Genomic DNA, 3924 nt, shown 5'->3' with positions numbered 1-3924 from the left:
ATGATGCACGCCCTCGCCAAGGCCGGATTCCAGCAGAGCTACACGTACTACGCGTGGCGCAACGCGGCGTGGGAGCTCGAGGAGTACGGCCGTGAGCTGTCCGGCGACGCGGCCACGTACATGCGACCGTCCTTCTGGCCGACGACGCACGACATCCTCACGCCCTACATGCAGTACGGCGGACCGACAGCCTGGAAGCTCAGGGCGGCGATCGCGGCGACGATGGTGCCGACCTACGGCATCTACAGCGGCTACGAGCTCATGGAGCACGTCGCGCGACCCGGCGCCGAGGAGCAGCTCGACAACGAGAAGTACGAGTACAAGGACCGCCAGTGGTACCTCTACGAGCCCGGTGGGCCGCTCGAGGGACGCTCCCTCGCGTGGTACCTCAAGCGGCTCAACGAGATCCGCGGTTGGCACCCTGCGCTGCGCTGGCTGCGCAACCTCCACTTCCACCGGGCCGACGACGACAGCTTCCTCGTCTACTCGAAGACGCGGGTCGTCGACGGCGAGCGCGACACCGTCCTCGTCGTCGCCAACCTCGACCCCCACGCGACGCGCGAGACCTGGGTGCACCTCGACATGGAGGCCCTGGGGATGGCGACCTGGTCGACGTTCGATGCCCACGACCACGTGCTGAACCAGACGTGGACCTGGCGCCAGGACAACTTCGTGCGCCTCGGTCCCGACTCCGAGCCGGTCCACATCCTCAGCGTGAAGGGCCACTGACCGATGCAGGGTCTCAACCTCGCCCAGCCCGGCCTCAAGTACGACCCGCACTGGTTTCGCAAGGCCGTCTTCTACGAGGTGCTCGTCCGCGCCTTCGCCGACTCGAAGGGCTCCGGCGCCGGAGACTTCACCGGGCTCATCGGCAAGCTCGACTACCTCCAGTGGCTCGGCGTCGACTGCCTGTGGCTCCCGCCCTTCTACGCATCGCCGCTGCGCGACGGCGGCTACGACATCGCCGACTACAAGGCCGTGCTTCCGGAGTTCGGCACCCTGCCCGAGTTCACCGAGCTCGTGTCGCAGGCACACGCCCGGGGCATCCGGATCGTCACCGACCTCGTGATGAACCACACGAGCGACCAGCACCCGTGGTTCCAGGCGAGCCGCGCGGAGCCCGACGGGCCCTACGGCGACTTCTACGTGTGGTCGGACACCGACGAGGGCTATGCCGACGCCCGGATCATCTTCGTCGACACCGAGGTCTCGAACTGGACCTTCGACCCCGTGCGTCGCCAGTTCTTCTGGCACCGGTTCTTCTCCCACCAGCCCGACCTCAACTTCGAGAACCCGGCCGTGCAGGAGGCGATGTTCGACATCGTCCGCTTCTGGATGGACCTCGGGATCGACGGGTTCCGCCTCGACGCGGTCCCCTACCTCTTCGAGGAGGAGGGGACGAACTGCGAGAACCTGCCGAGGACCCACGAGTTCCTCGCCCGCATGCGGGCCATGGTGGACGAGGAGTACCCGGGGCGCATCCTGCTCGCCGAGGCCAACCAGCCGCCGGCCGAGGTGGTCGACTACTTCGGGTCCGAGGAGGCGCCCGAGTGCCACATGTGCTTCCACTTCCCGGTGATGCCGCGGCTCTACTACGCCCTTCGTGAGGAGAAGGCCCAACCGATCACCTCCGTCATGGCAGAGACCCCGCCCATTCCGCCCGGGACCCAGTGGGGGACGTTCCTGCGCAACCACGACGAGCTCACCCTCGAGATGGTCTCCGCCGAGGAACGGGCCGCCATGTACGGCTGGTACGCCCCCGACCCGCGAATGCGCGCCAACGTCGGTATCCGTCGCCGCCTCGCTCCCCTGCTCGACAACTCGCGCCCGGAGATCGAGCTCATCCATGCACTCGTGCTCTCGCTGCCGGGGTCGCCCTGCCTCTACTACGGCGACGAGATCGGGATGGGCGACAACATCTGGCTCATCGACCGGGACGCGGTCCGCACTCCGATGCAGTGGACGCCGGACCGGAACTCAGGGTTCTCGACGGTCGACCCAGGCAAGCTCTACCTCCCCGTCATCTCGAGCCTCGTCTACCACTACAACAACGTCAACGTCGAGGCGCAGATGGCCTCGTCGGCATCCCTGCTGCACTGGCTGCGCGGCATGCTCCAGGTCCGCGCCCGCCACCCGGTCTTCGGGCTCGGCGACCTCGAGATCGTCTCCGCCGACAACGAGGCGGTCCTCGCCTACGTCCGGTCGATGGACGGGGAGAGCGGCGACCCCGCCGAGTCGGTGCTCTGCGTCAACAACCTGTCGAGCCGGCCGCAGGCCGCCACGATCACGGTGCCGGAGCGCTTCGCGGGCCGGCAGCTCGTGGACCTCTTCGGCGGCAGCGGCTTCCCCTGGGTCGCGCCGGACGGCCGCGTGACGATCACCCTGGGGTCACGCGACTTCTTCTGGTTGCAGCTGCGCGGCGGAGAGGAGGGACCCTGATGGCGACCATCCACGAGGGCGCCTCGATCGTGCCCTCGAAGCTCGAGCTGCTCACCCGATGGATGCCCGACCAGCGCTGGTATGCGGGCAAGGGCCACACGCCGCAGCTCGAGCGAGTCGGCGGCTTCCGCTTCGAGGACCCGGAGGGCGAGGTCGGCGTCGAAATCCACCTCGTCGCCGACCGGGCCGCCTCTCCGGTCGTCGTCTACCAGGTCCCGGTGACCTACCGAGGCGCGCCTCTCGCGGGTGCCGAGCAGGCCCTCGTCGGAACCACCGAGCACAGCGTGCTCGGTCGCCGATGGGTCTACGACGGACCCCACGACCCCGTCTACGTCGCCGCCCTGGTCGATACGATCCTCACAGGTGGCCGGAGCGACGAAGCCCGGGCCTCGCGCGGGAGCAACGCGGCTGCACTCGGCTCTCCGACGGGGCTGACGGCAGGGACGGTGACCTCGTCGACGGTGCTCACGGGCGAGCAGTCGAACACCTCGATCATCTGCCGGATGGCCGCGCCCGGCGGTGGTCCGGCCGAGCCCCTCATCGTCAAGGTCTTCCGCATCCTCCAGGACGGTGACAACCCCGACGTCGTCGTCCAGTCCGCGCTCACCGCAGCAGGCTCGGACCGCGTGCCGGCAACCTTCGGGCACCTCTCCGGCGCCTGGGACGACCCCTCCGGCTCGGGCAGCGAGCACCACGGCCACCTCGCCTTCGCCCAGGAGTTCATCCCGGGCGTCGAGGACGCCTGGCGAGTCGCCCTCGTCGCTGCCGCAGCGGGCAGCGACTTCGCCGCCCGGGCTCGGGACCTCGGCGTCGTGACCGCGGAGATCCATGCGTCGCTCGCCGCGGCTCTCGGTCGCGAGGAGGCCACGACGGAGGCGCGTGAGGCGTTGGTCGGATCGATGCGGGAGCGGTATGCCGCTGCCGTCGCCTCGGTGCCGGAGCTCGGCGCCCATGGGGACGAGGTCGAGCTGCTCCTCGCCGAGGTGCGGTCGGCGGCCTGGCCACCTCTCCAGCGGATCCACGGGGACTTCCACCTCGGGCAGGTCCTCGACGTTCCGGAGCGGGGTTGGGTCGCGCTCGACTTCGAGGGAGAGCCGCTCCGGCCACTCGCCGAGCGGGTACGCCCCGACCTCGTCCACCGTGACATCGCGGGCATGCTCCGCTCCTTCGACTACGCCGCCGGGTCGGTCCGCCTCACCGACGAGACCCCCTCCGACGACGCGACAGCCAACGCGTGGGCGGCCGCCTGTCGCCGGGCGTTCCTCGATGGGTACGGGTCCATCGCCGGCGAGCTCGGCACCGACGACCACAGGCTGATCCGGGTGCTCGAGCTCGACAAGGCCCTCTACGAGGTCGTCTACGAGGCCCGCAACCGTCCGGCCTGGCTCCCGATCCCCGTCGAGGCCGTGCGCCGACTCCTGTCCGAGAAAGGTCCGCCCCGATGAGCCCAGAACGCCCAGGCAGGACGCCGCCCCCCCACCCCCC

2 protein-coding genes and 1 pseudogene are annotated in these 3924 nt (G+C 69.6%); all 3 read left to right on the top strand.

Features of this window, described 5'->3' with window-relative positions:
* Positions 1-729 (top strand): annotated as a pseudogene (locus tag LOY02_RS18295) (alpha-1,4-glucan--maltose-1-phosphate maltosyltransferase); the annotation flags it as partial.
* Between the two features lie 3 nt (positions 730-732).
* Positions 733-2439 carry a maltose alpha-D-glucosyltransferase gene (treS, locus tag LOY02_RS18290; RefSeq protein ID WP_317183801.1) on the top strand — a complete coding sequence of 569 codons (1707 nt, stop codon included), beginning with the start codon at positions 733-735 and terminating at the stop codon, positions 2437-2439.
* Complete coding sequence (locus LOY02_RS18285; protein WP_317183800.1) at positions 2439-3884, top strand: maltokinase N-terminal cap-like domain-containing protein; 1446 nt, start codon at positions 2439-2441, stop codon at positions 3882-3884. The genes treS and LOY02_RS18285 overlap by 1 nt, the downstream gene beginning before the upstream one ends.
* Positions 3885-3924: the final 40 nt, after the last annotated feature.

The organism is Intrasporangium sp., assembly GCF_032907665.1.
Classification (GTDB): Bacteria; Actinomycetota; Actinomycetes; order Actinomycetales; family Dermatophilaceae; genus Intrasporangium.
This window is presented reverse-complemented; position numbering and strand designations above follow the sequence as displayed.